This is a genomic window from Pseudomonas sp. SDO5522_S412, from assembly GCF_054071215.1.
This window is the reverse complement of the sequence record NZ_JBSVWQ010000069.1, coordinates 1-18,954: the sequence shown is the minus strand read 5'-3', so window position 1 is coordinate 18,954 and position 18,954 is coordinate 1. Positions and strand designations below refer to the sequence as shown.

The following is an 18,954-nucleotide window of genomic DNA, read 5'->3' as shown; positions in this document are numbered from 1 at the left end:
CATTCAGCAAAAAGGGATTTTTTTTACGTGATTCAAAGCCTCGTCCTGGTCGTTTGGCTCGCGCTGTGCGCTGTGCAAGATATCCGTCTACGTCAGGTCTCCAACCGTTTGACCCTCGGCGCAGCCTTGCTGGCGTTGGGTTACCTGTTCTGGAGCGGTACGACCTGGCTCGGTGCACCGGCTGTCGAGGGCGGTGTGGCCTTTGTCCTGGCGTTGTTGTTCACCCTGCCGGGGTACGCGCTGGGCCGCCTGGGCGCCGGTGACGTGAAGCTGATCGCGGCATTGGGGCTGGCAACCGACTACCTCTACGTACTGGGCACTTTTATCGGCGCCGGCCTCGCGAGCGCAGCCTGGCTGTTGCTGGCGCCCAGGGTGTGGCCGCTGATGAATCAAGGGCTTAGGAACACCTTGCAGTACCTTGATCCGGCACATTCGGCCAGGCAGCCGTTCGTGCCGTTTTTACTGATCGGTTTTTGCCTGTCCTGGTTTTGGATCCCATTAGTCGCCACGTAGGGTAACGCTATGTACATAGTAGGAAAGTACGTCTACGTTTATGGGTAAGTTGTATGGGAAAAATGGTCGGAATGGATACATCGGTCCTTTTGCTTGCCAGGCATGGAGTAGCGCGTGAACAAGCTTACCTCTCAAGTGAAAGTGCTCGTGGTGGACGATCAGCCTTTGATCGTGGAAGAGCTTTGCGAATTTCTTGAAAGCAACGGTTACCGTTGCGTCCCTTGCGCATCCAGCCAGGAAGCCATCGAGCGTTTTCGCGACGATGCCGAGATCGGCCTGGTGCTGTGCGATCTGCATATGCCCGAGATGGATGGCATCGAACTGGTCCAGGCCCTGCAACACCTGGCCGGCAAGCAACGGGTCTTTGAGGCCATCATGCTGACCGGGCGTGCAGACAAGCAGGACGTGATCAAGGCCTTGCGCGCCGGGATTGCCGATTACTACCAGAAGCCGATCAATTTGGGCGAGCTGCTCGAAGGGTTGCAACGCCAGGTGGTCGCGCTGCAGGACCGGCAGAAAGATCTCGACCTGGGGCACCTGAACCAGAAGCTGCAGTTTCTCTCGGCGTCCATCGATGACCTTTATCATGACCTCGACAAGGTGCGCAGCAGTCCGCAATCCGGCCTGTCGACTGAAGCCGAGGGTGAAGTCAGCGACACTGACCGGGTTGAAATACCGGCGATCTTCAATCAGTTGTCGCCCCGCCAACTGGATGTTGCAAGGCTGGTAGGCAAGGGCCAGACCAACTACCAGATTGCCTGTGAGCTGGGCATCACTGAAAACACCGTGAAACTCTACGTGTCCCAAGTGCTGCGCCTGACCCATATGCACAACCGAACCCAGTTGGCGCTGGCGTTATCGCCGAACAATTCTGCGGCGCGCCAGCGCGTCACTGCGCATTAGTTGCTGCCGCTTGGGGTGTTGCCGCCCAGTTTCTGGTCGTAGTACTCAGGAATAGTGTGTTTGTAACTGTCCAGCAGGCGTTGCATGGCCAGGTCGCGTTCAGCGGGCGTGGCCTTTTGCGGGGTGGAAGACGCCCGTTCGCCACTGACCTGCAGTTGCAGCCAGCCTTCGGTCTGTTTTTGCTGTGGCGAAGAAGGCCCCGGCTCAATAGCCAGCACCGTCAGCGGCAGGCTGGCGAACAGCAGCGTGGCGAGCAGTGTGAGTTTCATCGTGTGTACTCCCTTCAGAGACCTATTTGACCGGCGCTTGCAGCACGTCGCCTACGGTTGCGACCTGATCTTTTGGCGCTGTCGCCGTTGAGACGGGCGCCTTGAGTTGCTGCGCCCGGGCCTGGGCTTGCGTCACTTGTTCCGGGCTCAGGCCCATGCGGCTGGCCACTTGCGCGGCTTGTTCCCAGTTGTCCTGGTAGATCATCAGCGTCACGAGGTTGAGCGCGGCCAGTTGGTCGCTCTGCTTGAGTTCCATGGCCGTGAGGAATTCGAAGCGCGCGTCTTCCAGGCGCCGTTGATTGAGGTACACCACGCCCAGGTCGTTGCGGATTTTCTCATCGGTGGGCGACATCCTGGCCGCGCGTTGCAAGTGCGCCATGGCCTGGCCGTTGTCTCCCCTGGCCGCTGCCAGCTGGCCGAGCCCGTGCTCGCCTTCGGCAGCCATGCAGGTGCCGAGCAGGCTGCGGTACAACGGTTCGGCTTCGCTGCGGCCCAGCAGGCGGTACACCTTGGCCTGGCGCTGGCGCACCTGGGGCAGGTTGTCCGGCAGGTTTTGCAGGTTGGCCAAGCTGGCGTGCAGCTTGCCCTCGTTGGCCATGTCGTCGGCCAGGTTCAGCGATAACTCCTGATCGGAGTTGGGCTTGGCACAACTGCCCTGCGCGCTGAAACCCGCCCACGGCAGTTGCCCGTTACTGGCGCAACCACTTAACAACAACAGGCTGCAGGCGACCATCAATGTCTTCATTGCATGTCCTCTCAAGGCACGAAGGCTTTGGCGATGGCGATAAAGCCAGGGCCGGCCAATACGATCAGTAATGCGGGAAATAGGAACAGCATCATCACCACGGACATTTTGGCGGACATCTTGGAAATGTATTCCTGCAGGCGGGTCAGGCGCCGGTCATCCAGCAACTGCTTGAGCGATTGCAGCGACTTCATCGCCCCGCCGCCCTGATGCAGAAGTTGCTGGAGGATCAGGCACGTGTCGCTGAGTTCATCCACGTCCAGCATCTGGCTGGCCTTGTTCAATTCCTCCCCCAGTTCCAGCCCGGAATCGACGCGTGCCAGCACCAGGCGCAGTTCGGCGGTCAGTACCGGCAGCAACTTTTGCGCGTCGTAGGCCATGACCCGCAGCGCTTGCTCCACGGCCATGCCTGACTCAAACAGAATGCGCACCAGGGGGATGAAGGTCGCTACTTCCCGGGAGATTTTCCCCTGGCGCCTTTTGGCGAGTGCCACCAGTATTCGCTTGGGCAGCAAGTAGCCAATGATCAGGCCCAGCAGGGAGATCACCCACCCATGCTCGGTGCCGGGAAAGAACAGCTCCAGTGTCATCGCGGTCAGGCCCAGCAAAACTATCGGTGAACCGATCTGGCAAGCGGCGAACATCGAGCGTTGGCTGGCTTTTCTCCAGCCCATGCGGTTGAGCAGGATTTGGGTTTCGTTATCGAGGCTGATGGTGCGCTGGCCGATCCGGGTGCTGCCCAACTGGTGCAACCACTCACTCATTTTGTCATTACGGCCTGGCTCGCCCTGCAGCCGCTGGGCGACCACGCGTTGTTGACGACGACTGCTCAGGATATTCGCCAGCAGCAGTGATAACGCGGCAAGAAACAATACGGCACTGATCAGTATCGCCATCTCAGATACTCCGCAACATGCGCCACAGCGCCACGCATCCGATGACTTGCAAGGCGAACGCACCGAGCATCAGGCGTTGGCCGCTGTGGTCATCCCACATGGCCATCAGGTACGTCGGATTAACGAGCAGGAAGTAGCCCGCGACACTCACCGGCAGTACCGCCAGCACCAGCGCGGTCACCCGGGTTTCACCGGTCATGGCGCGTAATTGCCGTGCGCCCTGGTCGCGCTCGCGGATCATCTTGATCAGGTTTTCCAGCAGCTCACTGGCGTTGCCGCCGTAGCGGTGGTTGACCTTGAGGCCCAGGGCAAACAGGCGCAATTCATCCTGTTCATAAAACTCGGCATAGTCATGAGCGGCCTCCGGCAGGCTGACACCCAATTGCACATTGCGCTTGATACGGCCCATGGACTTTTTCAACGGGTCGTCACTGGCATCGATTCCGCTCAGGATGGCGTCCGCCAGGGTGCGTCCGGATTTCAGGCTGCGTACGGCGTGATCGAGCAATTGCGGGAGTTGTTCGATCATCCGGCGCAGCCGCCGCTGGTAGCGTACGGCGATGTACAGGCGCAGTGCCAAGGGCGGTGCCGCCACCATTACAAACAAGCCTATCCACTGGCCCACGAGCCCCCCCAGCAGGGCGCCAAAGGCCCACAGGGTCAGCCACAGGCCGAGGCGCTCGGTTGGCCGGCCGAGGCCTGCACGGATAAACGTGCGTTCCAGGCTGGTGGTCACCGCGTTGTCTTTCCTGGCCTGGGGTTGCCCTTCGGCCAGGCGTTCCAATACCCGGTCGGTCTGGGCCTTGCGCAAACCGTTGCGCATCAGGCCTATCCCCAGCACCAGAAGGGCTACGGCGAGTAGGGCGAGCAGAATCGGACCGATCATCGGGTTGCCTCCTACACCGGCAGGTGACCTTCGTGACGCAACTTGTCACCGGCCGGGTTGACCGCTTCGCGCAGGAAGCCAAAGCCGGTGCGCTTGTCGTGGCGAAACAGGGTGTTGGTGACGTACACGTCTTCGCGGATGCCCACCACTTCCACCACTTCGCTGACACAGCGGCGGCCATCGGGCAGGCGCGTCAGCTGGATCACCACATCCAGCGCCGCGCAGATCATTTGCCGCAGGGTTTTTTCCGCGACGACCCGGCCGGTCAGGCCCACCAGGGTTTCCAGGCGCAGCAAGGCGTCCTGGGCGTTGTTGGCGTGCACGGTACTCATCGAGCCGTCGTGACCGGTGTTCATGGCGGTCAACACATCGATGACTTCCACGCCCCGGATCTCGCCGAGGATGATCCGGTCGGGGCGCATCCGCAGGGCGTTGCGGATCAAGTCACTGGCCTTCACTTCCCCATGCCCCTCGGCATTGGGTGGGCGGGTTTCCAGGCGCACAACGTGGGGATGGCCCAGTTGCAACTCGGCCACATCTTCGATGGTGACCAGGCGCTCGCGGGGGTTGATCAACTGGCTGAGAATGTTCAGCAGTGTGGTTTTACCGGTGCCGGTACCGCCGCTGATCAGGATGTTGCAGCGCTTGCCGACGGCTTCCTTGAAAAAGTCGAAAATGGCCTGGTCGATGGTTTGCATGGCCACCAGGTCGCTGCTTTTAAGCATGTCCTTGCGAAACTTTCGAATCGACAGGCACGGCCCGTCCAGGGCAATCGGCGGAATGATCGCATTGACCCGACTGCCATCGGGCAGGCGCGCATCGACCATCGGCGACGACTCATCCAGCCGGCGTCCCAGGGGCGCGAGGATGCGCTGCATGACCCGCTCGACATGGTGGTCGTCAATGAAGCGCAAGTCACTTTGTTGCAGCAGGCCATCGCGCTCGACGAATACCCGGTGCGGGCCGTTGACCAGGATCTCGGTGACGGTCGGGTCGCGCAGCAGCACTTCCAGCGGGCCGAAACCGGTCAGCTCATCGACGATCTCTTCGGCCAGGCGCTCCATCTCATAGCGGGAAATCGCCAGGTGCATACGTGTGATGTATTCGGCCACCTTGTCGATCACAAACTGCGCCAGGGACTGGCGTGTGCCTTCCAGCAGATTTTTTCCCGAATCCTCGATGGCATCGATGATGTAGCGATGCAGCACCAGCTTCAGGCCGTCGTGATCGGTGTTGCCGACGCTGCCGCGCGGGGCGACGCCAAACAGCTTCTCGCCGTTCATTTGGTCCCCAGAAGGCGGTTGAGCCAATTGGTGGAGGGTTTTTCCAGGCCCTCGGAGCGTTTTGCCAGGCGCTCGCCCAAGCTGCGCAACGTCTGTGTCAGGGCTTCCCGTGGGGCCAGGGCGAACAGGGTCTGGGCCTGGTTTTTGGCACTCAGGCGCACTTCCGGGCTCCAGGGCAGTACGGCGATTACCTCCAGCCCGAAGCTCTTGCCCAGTGCCTCCGAGTCCGGGGCGGCCCCCTTGAGGTAGCGGTCGACCAGCAGGCGGGCATGGTCGAGTTTCATGCCTTTTTCCCGCCACAGGTTGAGTACGGCCAGGTTGCGACGGCAGTCCGGCACGCTTTGGTCGGTGCACCACAGCAGTTTGTCGCAATGGCTGACAAAGGTGCGCAAGGCTTCGCTGTCGGGTTGGCCGGTCAGGTTCACCACGATGTGCTGGAAGTGCTGGCGCAGGGCGCTGAGCAACATGTACAGCTCGGCCGCGCTGGTTCGTTCCAGGGGCTCATCGTTGTTGTGGTAGGCGAGGATGCGCAGACCGGCTTCGGCGGTGGTGAAGGCGCTGTTGATCAGGGTTGAGTCCAGGCGCCGCAAGTGACGCAGGGCGTCGCCGAAATGAAAAGAACTCTCCAGCCCCAGCAGTGCGAGGCTGTCAGCGAGTGGCAGGCCCAGGTCGAGCAACAGCGTTTGCTGCCCGCTTTTTTGCACCACCAGCGCCAGGTGGCTGGCGATCAGCGCGCCGTCGGCATTGCCTTGGGTGCCGTAGAGCACGGTCAGCCCGCCCAAATGGGCGTTCGGGGTGACCGCCGGCAAGCGTTTGCTCAGGCGCCGAACCAGGCCGGCAACCTCACTGGAGCGCGAGCCGTAGGCCACGAAATCCCGTGCGCCGGCGCGCATCGCGTTCAGTACAAGCTGGTTGTCCATGCCATCGCCCAAGGCCACGATGGCAAGCATCGGCTTGGCTTCCAGGGCACCTTCGATCAGGGCGCACTGGGTGGTGACGTGTTCCCGGTCCAGGCCGATGAACACCAGGTTGGCGAACGTCACGTCTACCAGTGCCAACAGTTCGTCGAGGCTGCCGGCACCGGCGCTGACCACTTGCCCCAGGGGCGCGAGTGCGCCCTGAAGCCATTCCAGATCCGTGGTGTTGCGGGTAATTGCCAAAAAGGTCTGGCTCAGGCTCTCACTCATTCGGACAGTCCACTGCGGCGGTCGAAATTGCCGTTTTCGAGGAAATACAGGCGGTACCAGTTAGGGTCGTAATTGCGCAGTTTTTCCCCAGGCAACGAGGGCAACTGGGCGTTGGCGGCCAGCGGCTGTACCAGGTGCGGGGTGACGATCATCAGCAGCTCTTTTTCCTGGCGGTTGATGCTGGAGTCGCGAAAGAACGCACCGAGGACCGGGATGTCACCCAGCCCCGGGAATTTGCTCACGTTGGAGCTGTTGTTGGTGCTGATCAGGCCGCTGATCACGAAGCTTTCGCCGTCGGCCAGGGAGATGCTGGTGTCGGTGCGCCGGATGGTCAGGGCCGGCACGGAGATGCCCTGGATGGTGACCGCGTTGCTGTAGTCCAGCTCACTGACCTCTGGCGCGACCTTCAGGGAAATCCGCCCATGGTCGATGACGGTCGGGGTCAGCGTCAGGCGAATACCGAACTCTTTGTATTCGATGGAGATGCTGTTGCTGCCGCTGCTGGGCACCGGGATCGGTACTTCACCACCGGCGAGGAAGGTCGCACTTTGTCCACTGAGCGCCACCAGGCTCGGCCGGGCCAGGGTGTAGGCAAAACCGCTGCTTTCCAGGGCGTTGATCATGGCCGAGACACGCCCGCCGCCAAAGCCAATGTTGAAGGTGTCGTTGTTCACCGGGAGCCCACGGAATCCTGTGGCCGCCGCGTTGGCAACATTGTTCGGGGCGCCGAACAGAAAGTTGCCGCCCCGGCCAAAGATCGAGGTGCTGGCCTCCTTGAGTTTGGTGCGGCTCACTTCCACAAAGCGGATGTCGGTTTGCACCTGGCTGGGCAGCGTCGGGTCATCGGACGGCGCCAGGGCCAGGCTGGTCAGGGCTGACGTGGCCTTGCCCTTGACGAACACCATGCTTTGGCGCGGGCTGCTGGAGCAGGCCGTCCAGACCATCAGGCTGGTGGTGCCCGAGGCGATGCCGGTGAGCAGGAACGCCTGGTTGCCGTTGACCTGCACATCGGCCACTTTCGGATCGCCAATGGCCAGCCGCGTAATCGGCACCGGCGACTGGATAGCCTGTTGAGCGCCTTCACCCACCTCCAGCACCGCCGGCAGCTGGCCCAGGCCCGTGCAGTTGCCGGGTGCTGCCAGTGCAACGCCGACGGGCAGGCTCAGGGTGAGAAGTGCCCAGAAAATTCGCGAAAAAGACCACACGAAACGACTGCTCATTCAAGGCATCCTTAGCTCTTTCAGGGCGTTTGTTGGGTAACCTGATTGCCACGTATTACTTCGACGCCTGAACGCCTTGGCGCACCATTGCCGGCGGGACTCAGGCCGTTGACCGGCGCTGTACTGAAGGCCAGCTGGTTGAACTGGTAGAGCTCGCGCCGGGTGTTTTCCAGGTGGGTCGCGGACTCCGTTTCACCGGCCCAGTATTGGCTCAGCAGTTGTTCGTCGGCACTGCGCACAGCCAGGCGCAATACGCCGGACTGGGCTGCGAGCATCAGCCGGCTCAGGAGCTCCTCCGGTACGGCGAGGAGTACCGTGCGCGCGCTGGCGCGACTCTGCTGCGCCTTGAGTTTTTCGTCTGGGGTGGTCGGTGGCACGGAGCCGGGCGTGCCGTCGTTGGTCAGCCCCAGTTGATCGCCGACGCCCAGCAGGCGCAAGGCGGGCACCACGATTTGTGCGGACTGCTGCGGGTTGCTGGCTTCCTGGCGCAGGAAGAGCAGGACGTCCACATAGTCCCCCGGGGAGAGTTGCCCGCTGGCGCCGATCACTTCATCCACGGCGACGGCAAGCGCGCGTTCGTTAGGGCGGATCATTCGCGCCAGGGTGCCGCCGGAGTTGAAGCTCTCCTCGGTCAGCCAGGTCCCGGCCGACAGCGGCCGCCACGGGATCTTGCCCACGGCCTGGTCGAGGCTGGTGAGGCTGCCGGCGGGAACCGTGCGCAGTTTTTCCAGGGTCAGGTCGGCGGCGGTGAGCGCAACAAAAGGTGCAACGTCATGGGCCAGCACCACCACGGGTTGGCGTGTCTGGTCTTCGGCTACGGGTTGCACGACTTCAGGCGTTTGGGGCACGGGCGGTGCGACAGGGGCAGGGCGGCTGAGTACCAGGCCCCAGTAGCCTGCAATCAGTGCACCTACCAACAGCAGCCCGGCGAGGATCAAGCTAATCCGACTGTTCATGAAGGCTCTCCCTTTCCTGCTGCATCCACTGCTGTTCCCACTAATGCTTGCGTATCCGGATCGCTTCAAGCTTCTAACTATTTCGCTATTTGAAGGTAGTTCAGCTAAGACAAAACGCCATTACCGGGCGAAAAATATCTCCAGAAACCTCTGCGAAAGTGGGATTTTTGGCGTCAGCCGGCCGACTAATACTTTGTGATTAATCAGTTCTTACAGTTGTTGGTCTGGGGTTTGTTGACAATGCTCTAGTGGCACACCGAAATCATTTTTGTGATGCCGCGATACCAGCGCCGTGGGCGCAAAGGAGAAGTCATTATGTTCCTTGATCTTATTCGCATGGGTTTCATCAAAGTCCAGATTTTTTTCTATTCCAAAGAGGGCGCATCGGGTATCGAGTACGCACTGGTTGCGGCGATGGTTGCCGTGGCGCTGGCTGCCTTTATTACACCCATCAAGACGGCGGTAACCAACGTATTTACTTCGATACAAGGCGCCATTCATACCTGACCCAGGTACTCGCGCAAACACGTGCAGGTTCCGCTGAATGATCTATTGCGTATCAGGCATTTCCACATGAACTCCTCTTCGCCTCCCCGGCAACAAATCCTTTTGGTGGATGACGAAGAGGACGCCCTTATTGAACTGGCCGAGTCGCTGGAGAATGAAGGCTTTGTCTGTTTTACCGCGACCTCGGTCACCTTTGCCTTGCAGGAGCTGACCCTGCACCCCGATATCGCACTGGTGATTACCGACCTGCGCATGCCCGAGGAAAGTGGTATTTCCTTGATCAAGCGTCTGCGCGAACACACCGCTCGCCAGCACTTGCCGGTGATCGTCATGTCCGGCCACGCCGAGATGGATGATGTCAGTGACATGCTGCGTCTGCAGGTGCTGGACCTGTTCCGCAAGCCGATCTACCTGGTGCGCTTGATCGATACCCTCAACAACCTCTTCCCCATCCCCAAGATCAGATTGATGTAGGAGTGAGCTTGTGTGGGAGCGGGCTTGCTCGCGAAAAACGTCAACGATAACGCGGGCAGTCTGGTTCCCCGCGTTGGCTGGACGTTCTTCGCGAGCAAGCTCGCTCCCACAGGGTTCAGAGTTGGTAGCTGAAACTCAGCGTATACCGTGGCCGCCGATTGAAGCTGTCGAGGGCGATATCCGACATTGGCTTGGCCGCTTCCAGCGCGATGTTGTAGTACTTGTTATCCCCGAAGCGCAGGCCCACCGCTGCCGATGACATGTTGTTGCCCTTGGCCGGCAGTTCGTTGAACCAGGTCTTGGCCTTGTCGAGCACCACGTACGGCTGCAGGATTTTTACCCATTCACCGCTGCGGTTGAAGCTGTAGTTGACCTCATACGCCACGCCCCAGCCCTTGTCGCCCGAGCCCTGGTCATCCGGGTAGCCACGCCCGAAATTCTGCCCGCCGAACGTCGCGCGTTCGCTGTCGGGCAGGGTGTCGTTGCTCCAGTAGAAGGCACCCGATGCCACGCCTTGCCAGTTGTCGAAGAACTTGTCGCTCTGTACGCCCGAGACGCGCAGGCGGAAGAAGTCGATGTCGGGTTTTATACCCTCGAAGTCACTCCGGGTGCTGGCGCCCAGGCCGTCGATGCCCTGGTACAGGCCGGCGCTGAGAATGCGCAGTTGGCGCGTGTCGGATTTGCGCCAGTCACCTTCGAACGCCAGGGCGCGCAGGTTGGTTTCCAGGTCGAAACGTTGCGGGAAACCCACCAGTTGATAACGGGTGGTCTGGTCCACGGCATAGAGTCGCGTGCCCAGGGTCAATGACTCGGTAGGGGAGGCAATCAGCGGATGGCTGAGGCCGACGGAGTAGCGGTCAACCTCCTGGTGTGGCTTGAGTTCAAAACCGCCGTCCAGCTGCACGTTGCTGCGCGGGTCGGCGCGGTAGCGCTCGGCGTTGACCACCAGTTGAGTGCCCTCGGCATTCACGAACTGGCTGTAGCCCAGGCGGTAGTAGTGCTCCTTGTCCTCGCCGGGCGGGAACAGGCCGCTGACGCTCAGTTGTTCGCCCATGGATGTCTGGGAATTGCTGGTGCCGGTGATCAGGGCTTGCAGGCCGCCACGGCTGTCGTCCGTCATGCTCATGCTGCTGGTGAAGGGTTTGCGCGAGGCCTGGATCTGCATGCGCGTGCCGCCATCGGTGGTGCCCGGCGGCGGTACTTGCGCCTGCAGCGTTACACCTGGAATGCGGCCCATCAAGGTGGTGTAGCGTTCGAAGGTCTTGCGGGTCAGCGGGCGCTCGGCCAGCAGCTTGGCCGCCAGTTTGTCGACGTAGGCCGAGACCGAGCCAATGTCGCCCTGCACGTTGTAATCCTTGATGTAGCCCTCCACCAGCACCACGCGCACCAGGCCGTTTTCGAAGCGCTGGTCGGGCAGGTACGCGTAGGACAACAGATAGCCGTCCTGCTGGTAGCGGCGGGTGATGCCGCGGGTGGCTTCGATCAGTTGTGCCAGGTTGGTTTCATGGCCAATCAGCGGTTCGAAAACCTTGGCCACATCCTGGAGCGGGTAGATCGCCCCACCGTCGATTTGCAGCTTGCGGATGGTCACTTTGGTGTCCATCAACAATGGCTGGCCCTGTGTTGCCGCCGGCTCGGGCAGTTGTGTCTGTGGGGTGACCGGGCGATAGGCATCGGCGGGGAGGTTGGGTACCGGCAGGTTGCGAATGGTGTCGTTGCTGTTGAGGTAGCTGGGCAGGGTCTCGGCATGGACGCTGGCAGCAATGAGGGTGAGCAGAAACAAAGGCGTCAAGGCGCGCATAGGACACTCCATGGTCAAAACTGCTGCAGCGTTTTCGCTAGGCCCGCCGGGTTCTGGGACACGGTTCGCAAAGCCATTCATTGGCCAATAAAAAAGACGAGAGACTCGTTGGAATCTCTCGTCTCAACCAAGCGTAGGCGCTGTAGGGGAGGCCGTCTAATGGCCAGGTGCAATTCTATTTTTTGCCGGTCAGCCCACCGAGCAGACCTCCCAGGCCGCCGCCTGTGTTTGCATTTGCATTGGCAGTGCCCGTAGCGGTGGCACCGGCACCCACGTTCAAGCCACCGAGCAGACCGCCACCGTTACTGCTGGTGCCGCCGGTTACCAGGCCACCCACCGAGCCGACGGTATTGCCGACGGCATTCAGGGTACCGCCCACAGCGTTAGTCACCGGATTGGCATTCGCCGCCGTCAGGTTGGTGCCCAGGCTGCTGACTGCGCCGCCGACCTGGGTAACCAGACCATTCACCGGTGCGCCGATCCCGGTGCTGGTGCCGATGTTTTGCGTCAGGTTGGCAACACCCGAGGTCACTGGGTTGAGTGCGGTGCCGACATTGGTCGCCAGGCCTGCAACAGGAGCCGTGGCTGCAGTGTTGGCCACGCCATTGCCACCGATCAGGGTGCCGAGCGACGCGACGGTGTTACCCACTTGGCCACCGGTTACACCGGCTGCACTGACAGTGCCGTTGGTGTTGCCGGCATTCAGGCCGTTGCCGACGTTGGCGACAAGACCGCCGACGAGTTCAGGCAGGCCCGATTGAGGGGTCGTGGTGGCCGGGTTGACGTAACCGCTCGACTTATCAAGGGTGGTGCCAACACCCGTCAACACGCCACCGACGAGTGTCCCGACAGGGTTGCCTGCGCCGCCGGCGCTGGCCACCTGGCCGCCAAGGCCGGTGACAGTGGAGCCGACTTTATCCAGTACGCCGCCGACCGGGTTGCCCAGGCCTGTTTTATTGCCCAGGTTGCCGGTGGTGTTTTCCACCAGGGAGACCACCGGTACCAATACGCTTTTACCCACCGTATTGGTCACGCTGCCCAATGGCCCGGTGGTGCTGGCAGTGCTCAAGGTATCGCCGAGCATGGTGACGGCCTGGCCGACCTGATCAACCACGCCACCTGCCGCACCGCCCACGCCACCGGTCAAGCCGCCGACGACGGGAATGCCGCCGAGGGTGGTGCCCAGGGATTTGCCGGTGTTGGAAACGCCGGTGCCCAGGTCGGCAACGCCATCGGCCACACCGGCAACGGTTGTGCCCACGGAGTTGCTATTGGTACCCAGCGTGCCCAGGCCGTTGCTCAAGCCGCCGCCGATACTGTTGACGGCGGTGCCTGTCGCGGTGACCAGCCCGCCGGCAGTGGTGCCGACAATGGGAACCGTGGTCAGGGTCGTGCCCAGGTTACCTACCGTGGTGCCGACATTACCGACGACACCGCCCACAGCGCCTACTACCTGGCCGGTGACCAGGGGAGTGGTCGAGCCGGTGCCGCCGCCAGTACCACCGCCAGTACCACCGCCAGTGCCGCCACCGGTACCTCCACCAGTGCCGCCGCCGGTGCCACCACCGGTACCGCCGCCGGTACCGCCGCCGGTACCTCCACCAGTGCCTCCGCCGGTGCCTCCGCCGGTGCCTCCGCCGGTGCCTCCGCCGGTGCCTCCACCAGTGCCACCACCGGTACCTCCACCAGTGCCGCCGCCGGTGCCACCACCGGTACCTCCATCAGTGCCGCCGCCAGTGCCACCACCGGTACCGCCGCCGGTGCCTCCACCTGTTCCACCGCCAGTACCGCCGCCAGCATCCGGAGAGGAGGCTGCGACGCTACTGTGATGACCACCACCACCGCTGCTGCAGCCTCCGAGGCTTACTGCCAGAATCAGGGCCAGCGCGGTACTTGCTTTCCACAACACGACTTGAGTTTTCATGATTGAGTTCCTTGCACCTGGTACAGCCTTTGTTGTTTTCGAAGTTCGCTGTTTCTAGGGACAGCGATACATTCGTCCGTTATGGCTATAACAGTCCCGGGTGCGCGCTCTCGCAACGCTCAACTTGGTATTAACGATTTATATACACGAAGAGTTAGTTTGCTTAACGACTAATACCAAGGGTGTAGAAGGCAGCGGTGTTTAAGTTGTAAGTTTATTAAAATCAATGAGTTGATAAGAGTAGCGAGCTATCGATAGCTCGCTATAACTTAAGATGTATATATACAATTTATCAGGCGATGGGCCGCCAGCGGCCGACCATGTGTTCAATGTCCCCGGCGCCTTTAAGTTGCAGCTCACCGCTGGAGCCGGGGGCGCTCGTGAACAACGTTACCTCACTGGGCAAGCGCACCGGCTTTTTAAACTCGACATCTATCTCGAGATTGGCGGCTGGCAAATGCTCACTCAGTGCCGCCAGTGTGCGGGCCTTGTTCCACAGCCCATGGGCGATGGCCTGGGGAAAGCCGAATAACCTGGCAGTGAGGGCGCTCAAGTGAATCGGGTTGTAGTCGCCGGACACCCGGGCGTAGCGGCGGCCAACATCGGCGGGGGCTTTCCAGCGGGTCAGTTCGGCGACAGCAGCAGGGGGTTGCAGCGGGTTGTCCGTTGCTTCGCCATCGAGTTTCACACCGCGACAGAGCATCCGGCTTTGCGCTTCCCACAGTAGCCCCAGTGAATCTTCGACTGTGGTCACAATATCGAATGTCGCGCCCTTGGCATGGGGCTGCAAATTCTGCGCGTAAACGCCGACCGTCAAGTCACTCACACCGCCCAACGGGCGCAGGATGCGGATCCGGTTGCTCAGGTGGATCAATCCCAGCAGCGGGAAAGGAAATGCCTTGTCGGTGAGCAATTGCATCTGCAGGCCGAATGCCAGGATATGCGGATAGGTGGCCGGCAAGACCGGGCTGTCGGCAAACCCGCAGACCTTGCGATAGGCCGCGACTTCCCTGGGGTTCACACTGACTCGGCAGCGCAACCCTTGCTCGGGCAACGTGGTACCGGTGATCTTGCGCTTGAGTGCCGCGCGCCAATACAGCGGCGGCAGGAACGGGGTGCTGCCTAATGTGTGCCACTCCATGCTTACGCTCCCAATAGACTTTGCCCGCACACCCGAAGTGCCTGCCCGCTGACCGCGCCCGAGCCCGGCTGGCCGAGCCAGGCCACCGCCTCGGCGACGTCCTGGGGCAAGCCGCCCTGGCCCAGCGAACTCATGCGGCGCCCGGCCTCACGCAGGGCGAAGGGAATGTGTGCGGTCATCTGGGTTTCGATAAAGCCTGGGGCCACGGCATTGATGCTGATCCCGCGCTCACCGAGCAACGGCGCCCAAGCCTGGGCCAGGCCAATCAGCCCGGCCTTGCTCGCGGCGTAGTTGGTTTGCCCGCGGTTGCCGGCGATGCCGCTGATGGATGCCAGCAGCACCACGCGACCGTTGTCGTGCAGGGTGCCGCTGTCCAGCAGCGCCTTGGTCAGCACTTGCGGCGCGTTGAGATTGACCGCCAAGACTGCGTCCCAATATTCCGGCGTCATGTTGGCCAGGGTTTTATCGCGGGTGATGCCGGCGTTGTGCACCACGATGTCGATGCCGTCCGGCAGGTGTTCGATCAGTTGGGTGGCGGCGTCTTCGGCGCAGATATCCAGGGCGATGCTGCGGGCGCCCAGGCGCGCGGCCAGGGCATCGAGGTCGGCCTTGGCTTGTGGCACGTCCAGCAGGATCACCTCGGCACCGTCGCGGGCCAGGGTTTCGGCGATCGAGGCACCGATGCCGCGGGCGGCGCCGGTCACCAGGGCCTTGTGCCCGGCGAGCGGGCGCGTCCAGTCCGCGACCTGGGTCGCGCAAGGGTTCAAGCGAATGACCTGGCCGGAGATATAGGCACTTTTCGGCGAGAGGAAGAACCGCAACGCACCCTCCAATTGATCCTCGGCCCCGTCGCCCACGTACAGCAATTGCAGGACGCCGCCGCTGCGCAGCTCTTTGGCCAGCGACCGGCTGAAGCCTTCAAGGGCCCGTTGGGCACTGGCGGCAAACGGGTCGCCGAGGCTTTCCGGGGCGCGGCCAAGGATCACCAGGTGCGCGCTGTGGTCGAGGTTCTTCATCAACGGCTGAAAGAACTCCCGCAGCTGTTTGAGTTGATCGGTGTGCTGCAGTTGGCTGGCGTCGAATACCACGGCCTTGAGCTTGGGCCCGTGGCCGGGAATCCAGGTGGTTGCCGTCGACGGTTCGGTGGCGTAGCTATAGATAGCGTCGGTCAGCTTGTTGGCGAATGGCAGGATTTTTGTCGCCAGCGGGCCGCCGCCGATCAGCAGCGCACCCTCCACCGGGCGCAGGCGTCCGGCCTGCCAGCGTTCCAGGCGTACCGGTGACGGCAGGCCAATGGCGGCGACCAGGCGATGGCCGAGGCTGGAGTTGGCGAAGTCGATATAACGGTCAGACATGGAACGCTCTCCGAGTGCTGGGGTTCAAACGGTGGACCATCAATAGGTGAAAGTCGTTCGATTGAGCCTAGGCTAGGCTCAGAGATTCACCCCATAACCTCAAGGGAGCTTTCCATGACTCAATTGCGCCGTGTAGCGATCATTGGCGGTAACCGCATCCCCTTCGCCCGCTCCAACGGCCCTTACGCCACGGCGAGCAACCAGGCGATGTTGACCGCCGCCCTCGAAGGCCTGATCGAACGCTACAACCTGCACGGCCTGCGTATTGGCGAGGTGGCCGCCGGGGCGGTGCTCAAGCATTCCCGCGACTTCAACCTGACCCGCGAGTGCGTGCTGGGCTCGCGCCTGTCGCCGCAAACCCCGGCCTACGATATTCAGCAGGCCTGTGGCACGGGGCTGGAAGCCGCGTTGCTGGTGGCGAACAAGATTGCGCTGGGGCAGATCGAAAGCGGGATTGCCGGCGGCGTCGACACTACGTCCGACGCGCCTATCGGGGTGAATGAGGGCCTGCGCAAAATCCTGCTGCAAGCCAATCGCAGCAAATCCATGGCGGATAAACTTAAAGTCTTGTTACAACTTCGTCCCCATCACCTCAAGCCGGAGCTGCCGCGCAACGGCGAACCGCGCACCGGGTTGTCCATGGGCCAGCATTGCGAGTTGATGGCGCAGACCTGGCAGATCCCCCGCGCCGAGCAGGATCAACTGGCATTGGAAAGCCACCTGAAAATGGCCGCGTCCTACGCCGAAGGCTGGCAAAACGATTTGCTCACGCCCTTTCTTGGCCTGACCCGCGACAACAACCTGCGCCCCGACCTGACCCTGGAAAAACTCGCCAGCCTCAAGCCCGCCTTCGAGCGCAGTGAAAAGGGCACCCTCACCGCCGGTAACTCGACACCGCTGACCGACGGCGCCTCGTTGGTGCTGCTGGGCAGTGAAGCCTGGGCCAAGGAGCGCGGCTTGCCGATTCTCGCCTACCTGCGCGATGGCGAAGCGGCGGCGGTGGATTTCGTCAACGGCGCCGAAGGCCTGCTGATGGCGCCGGTGTACGCCGTGCCTCGCCTGCTGGCGAGGAATGGCCTGACCCTGCAGGACTTCGATTACTACGAGATTCACGAAGCCTTTGCTGCCCAAGTGTTGTGCACACTGAAAGCCTGGGAAGATCCGGAATACTGCAAGACCCGCCTGGGGCTGGACGCACCGCTGGGCTCTATCGACCGCCGCCGCTTGAACGTCAAGGGCAGCTCATTGGCCGCCGGCCATCCGTTTGCTGCCACGGGCGGGCGTATCGTCGCCAACCTGGCCAAGCTGCTGGACGCAGCCGGCAAGGGCCGGGGCCTGATCTCGATCTGCGCCGCCGGGGGCCAGGGCGTCACCGCGATTATTGAGCGCTGATCTCGGCTATGATCGGGCCGCCGGTCAATTTGGCATATTGGATGCATTCTTAAGCGGTCAAAGGTCGGTACCCTCTCCCCGCGGCGAGAGGATTGCCGTATAACGAGTGCCATACGCGTGTTTGGTAATAAAGGACCCACAATAAAAGCTGATGAAGACTCCTAAACGCATTGAACCCCTGATCGAGGACGGTCTGGTCGACGAGGTGCTGCGCCCACTCATGAGTGGTAAAGAAGCAGCTGTTTACGTGGTGCGCTGCGGCAACGAGTTACGTTGCGCCAAGGTCTACAAGGAGGCGAATAAACGAAGTTTTCGTCAGGCGTCCGAATACCAGGAAGGCCGCAAGGTCCGCAACAGCCGTCAGGCCCGGGCCATGGCCAAGGGCTCCAAGTTCGGCAAGAAAGAAACCGAAGATGCCTGGCAGAACGCTGAGGTAGCGGCGCTGTTTCGCCTGGCCGGTGCGGGTGTTCGCGTGCCCAAGCCGTACGACTTCCTCGAAGGCGTGCTGCTGATGGAGCTGGTGGCCGATGAATACGGCGACGCGGCGCCACGTTTGAACGACGTGACGCTGGAGCCGGACCAGGCCCGCGAATACCACGCCTTCCTGATTACCCAGATCGTGCTGATGTTGTGTACCGGCCTGGTGCACGGTGACCTTTCCGAGTTCAACGTGCTGCTGACGCCGACGGGCCCGGTGATCATCGACCTGCCTCAGGCGGTGGATGCAGCGGGCAACAACCACGCGTTCAGCATGCTGGAACGGGATGTGGGCAACATGGCTTCCTACTTCGGGCGCTTTGCCCCGGAATTGAAGAAGACCAAGTACGCCAAGGAGATGTGGGCGCTGTATGAAGCCGGCACTCTGCACCCGGCCAGTGTGTTGACCGGCGAGTTCGACGAACCGGAAGAGCTGGCTGACGTGGGCGGTGTTATCCGCGAGATCGAAGCGGCGCGGCTCGATGAAGAGCGTCGCCAGGCGATTCGCGCGGCAGACGATGCGCCACCGAGCAAGGCGTCGGAAGAGCCGCCACCGCCGCCCTGGATGCAGTGATCCAACGGCGAGTGGATATCCAAATGTGGGAGCGGGCTTGCTCGCGAAAGCGCTGGTTCAGTCAACTGATGTATTGACTGACACTCCGCATTCGCGAGCAAGCCCGCTCCCACATTAGGTTCCGTGCATGCCTGGTTAAACTTGCTCAGGTGCAACAACTGCCCGACGCCAACTCCTTGAGAATCGGGCAATCCGGCCGGTGATCGCCCTGGCAGTGTTCCACCAGGTCCTGCAACGTATCGCGCAACTGCCCCAACTCGCGGATCTTCTGGTTCAGCTCATCGATATGCTGGCGGGCCAGCGCCTTCAGGTCGGCACTCGCACGGCCCCGGTCCTGCCAGAGGGTCAGCAACTCGTGCGGCAGACGATGCGCCACCGAGCAAGGCGTCGGGAGAACCGCCACCGCCGCCCTGGATGCAGTGATCCAACGGCGAGTGGATATCCAAATGTG

Annotated in this window: 20 protein-coding genes; 6 read left to right on the top strand and 14 right to left on the bottom strand. The window is 61.8% G+C overall.

The features are described from left to right. The first annotated feature begins 27 nt into the window (after nucleotides 1-27). Both ACW9I6_RS16325 and ACW9I6_RS16320 read left to right on the top strand, forming a co-directional pair. Entirely contained in the window at nucleotides 28-513 is a 486-nt protein-coding gene (locus tag ACW9I6_RS16325; protein WP_003212917.1) for a prepilin peptidase, read from the top strand. 114 nt (nucleotides 514-627) lie between these two features. Continuing rightward, entirely contained in the window at nucleotides 628-1,416 is a 789-nt protein-coding gene (locus tag ACW9I6_RS16320) for a response regulator transcription factor (protein WP_003212915.1), read from the top strand. On the opposite strand, the gene ACW9I6_RS16315 is transcribed toward ACW9I6_RS16320, so the two are convergent. From ACW9I6_RS16315 to cpaB, 8 genes are read right to left on the bottom strand one after another with little or no spacing between them, the layout of a single operon-like run. Continuing rightward, nucleotides 1,413-1,685, bottom strand: a complete 273-nt coding sequence (locus ACW9I6_RS16315) for a DUF3613 domain-containing protein (protein WP_003212913.1) — start codon at nucleotides 1,683-1,685, stop codon at nucleotides 1,413-1,415. The two genes, ACW9I6_RS16320 and ACW9I6_RS16315, sit on opposite strands and share 4 nt — an antisense overlap. A gap of 22 nt (nucleotides 1,686-1,707) precedes the next feature. Beyond that, entirely contained in the window at nucleotides 1,708-2,430 is a 723-nt protein-coding gene (locus tag ACW9I6_RS16310) for a tetratricopeptide repeat protein (RefSeq protein ID WP_003212912.1), read from the bottom strand. 11 nt (nucleotides 2,431-2,441) lie between these two features. Next, on the bottom strand, nucleotides 2,442-3,326 hold the full coding sequence (locus ACW9I6_RS16305; RefSeq protein WP_102605221.1) for a type II secretion system F family protein: 885 nt from the start codon (nucleotides 3,324-3,326) through the stop codon (nucleotides 2,442-2,444). Nucleotide 3,327: 1 nt separating this feature from the next. Beyond that, nucleotides 3,328-4,212 (bottom strand): type II secretion system F family protein, encoded by an 885-nt coding sequence (locus tag ACW9I6_RS16300; protein ID WP_102605222.1) that lies wholly within the window; start codon nucleotides 4,210-4,212, stop codon nucleotides 3,328-3,330. A gap of 11 nt (nucleotides 4,213-4,223) precedes the next feature. Then, nucleotides 4,224-5,495, bottom strand: coding sequence for a CpaF family protein (locus tag ACW9I6_RS16295; RefSeq protein WP_003212907.1), 1,272 nt, complete (start codon nucleotides 5,493-5,495; stop codon nucleotides 4,224-4,226). Further along, entirely contained in the window at nucleotides 5,492-6,682 is a 1,191-nt protein-coding gene (locus ACW9I6_RS16290; protein WP_003212905.1) for a pilus assembly protein CpaE, read from the bottom strand. The genes ACW9I6_RS16295 and ACW9I6_RS16290 overlap by 4 nt, the downstream gene beginning before the upstream one ends. Next, a complete protein-coding gene (locus tag ACW9I6_RS16285) occupies nucleotides 6,679-7,902 on the bottom strand; it encodes a type II and III secretion system protein family protein (RefSeq protein WP_003212903.1) in 1,224 nt (407 codons plus the stop codon). Before ACW9I6_RS16285 ends, ACW9I6_RS16290 begins: the two co-directional genes overlap by 4 nt. Before the next feature lie 20 nt (nucleotides 7,903-7,922). Beyond that, on the bottom strand, nucleotides 7,923-8,858 hold the full coding sequence (gene cpaB / locus ACW9I6_RS16280; RefSeq protein ID WP_102605223.1) for a Flp pilus assembly protein CpaB: 936 nt from the start codon (nucleotides 8,856-8,858) through the stop codon (nucleotides 7,923-7,925). Between the two features lie 315 nt (nucleotides 8,859-9,173). On the opposite strand from cpaB, the gene ACW9I6_RS16275 reads away from it, so the two are divergent. Beyond that, nucleotides 9,174-9,365, top strand: a complete 192-nt coding sequence (locus ACW9I6_RS16275) for a Flp family type IVb pilin (RefSeq protein ID WP_102605224.1) — start codon at nucleotides 9,174-9,176, stop codon at nucleotides 9,363-9,365. 66 nt (nucleotides 9,366-9,431) lie between these two features. Continuing rightward, nucleotides 9,432-9,839: a response regulator gene (locus ACW9I6_RS16270; RefSeq protein ID WP_102605225.1), complete on the top strand. Its 408-nt coding sequence runs from the start codon at nucleotides 9,432-9,434 to the stop codon at nucleotides 9,837-9,839. Nucleotides 9,840-9,954: 115 nt separating this feature from the next. On the opposite strand, the gene ACW9I6_RS16265 is transcribed toward ACW9I6_RS16270, so the two are convergent. From ACW9I6_RS16265 to ACW9I6_RS16245, 5 genes are all read right to left on the bottom strand, one after another. Beyond that, nucleotides 9,955-11,640, bottom strand: coding sequence for a ShlB/FhaC/HecB family hemolysin secretion/activation protein (locus tag ACW9I6_RS16265; protein WP_102605226.1), 1,686 nt, complete (start codon nucleotides 11,638-11,640; stop codon nucleotides 9,955-9,957). A 175-nt stretch (nucleotides 11,641-11,815) separates the two neighbouring features. After that, entirely contained in the window at nucleotides 11,816-13,081 is a 1,266-nt protein-coding gene (locus ACW9I6_RS16260) for a collagen-like triple helix repeat-containing protein (RefSeq protein WP_003212892.1), read from the bottom strand. 8 nt (nucleotides 13,082-13,089) lie between these two features. After that, a complete protein-coding gene (locus ACW9I6_RS16255) occupies nucleotides 13,090-13,476 on the bottom strand; it encodes a hypothetical protein (RefSeq protein ID WP_457339534.1) in 387 nt (128 codons plus the stop codon). Between the two features lie 380 nt (nucleotides 13,477-13,856). Beyond that, nucleotides 13,857-14,705: a MaoC family dehydratase gene (locus ACW9I6_RS16250; RefSeq protein WP_134325672.1), complete on the bottom strand. Its 849-nt coding sequence runs from the start codon at nucleotides 14,703-14,705 to the stop codon at nucleotides 13,857-13,859. A gap of 2 nt (nucleotides 14,706-14,707) precedes the next feature. Beyond that, nucleotides 14,708-16,060 (bottom strand): 3-oxoacyl-ACP reductase, encoded by a 1,353-nt coding sequence (locus ACW9I6_RS16245; RefSeq protein WP_457339533.1) that lies wholly within the window; start codon nucleotides 16,058-16,060, stop codon nucleotides 14,708-14,710. Nucleotides 16,061-16,174: 114 nt separating this feature from the next. Here ACW9I6_RS16245 and ACW9I6_RS16240 point away from each other — a divergent pair, with 114 nt between their 5' ends. Together ACW9I6_RS16240 and ACW9I6_RS16235 are read left to right on the top strand one after the other, a co-directional pair. Further along, nucleotides 16,175-17,452: an acetyl-CoA C-acetyltransferase gene (locus ACW9I6_RS16240; RefSeq protein ID WP_457339532.1), complete on the top strand. Its 1,278-nt coding sequence runs from the start codon at nucleotides 16,175-16,177 to the stop codon at nucleotides 17,450-17,452. A 151-nt stretch (nucleotides 17,453-17,603) separates the two neighbouring features. Next, nucleotides 17,604-18,503 (top strand): PA4780 family RIO1-like protein kinase, encoded by a 900-nt coding sequence (locus ACW9I6_RS16235; RefSeq protein ID WP_008438985.1) that lies wholly within the window; start codon nucleotides 17,604-17,606, stop codon nucleotides 18,501-18,503. Between the two features lie 145 nt (nucleotides 18,504-18,648). Here the strand turns inward: ACW9I6_RS16235 and ACW9I6_RS16230 are convergent. Further along, nucleotides 18,649-18,954: MerR family DNA-binding protein (locus tag ACW9I6_RS16230; protein ID WP_457339531.1), on the bottom strand; the 306-nt coding region annotated here is incomplete at its 5' end.